This is a genomic window from Campylobacter sp. RM19072 (assembly GCF_024723485.1).
In the GTDB taxonomy this organism is placed as follows: domain Bacteria; phylum Campylobacterota; class Campylobacteria; order Campylobacterales; family Campylobacteraceae; genus Campylobacter; species Campylobacter porcelli.
Window position 1 is genome coordinate 1 of sequence record NZ_JANQCU010000077.1, and the last position, 217, is coordinate 217.

A 217-nucleotide genomic window follows, 5' to 3' on the forward strand; every position below is an offset into this window, starting at 1 on the left:
CTATCTTATCTAGCTTTGTATTTGCTAATTGCTCTAGCATTCTAATCATAGCCAGTTGATTAGTAGAGTTGCTCTCGCTTACTAAATGTTGCTTTTGCAATTCTGTTACAATAGCTTCTTTGCTAGATTTTATCTCACTTATAGCCGCATCTATCTTATCGCCTACTAGGTCTAATTGCTGCCTATTTAGCTTAGACTCTCTTAAATCTTGGATTCT

At 35.5% G+C, this 217-nt stretch carries 1 protein-coding gene; it reads right to left on the bottom strand.

Annotated elements, in window-relative coordinates:
- Positions 1–217, bottom strand: a 217-nt coding sequence (locus tag CSUIS19072_RS08505; RefSeq protein ID WP_337212293.1) for a hypothetical protein, incomplete at both ends; no start/stop codon positions are given.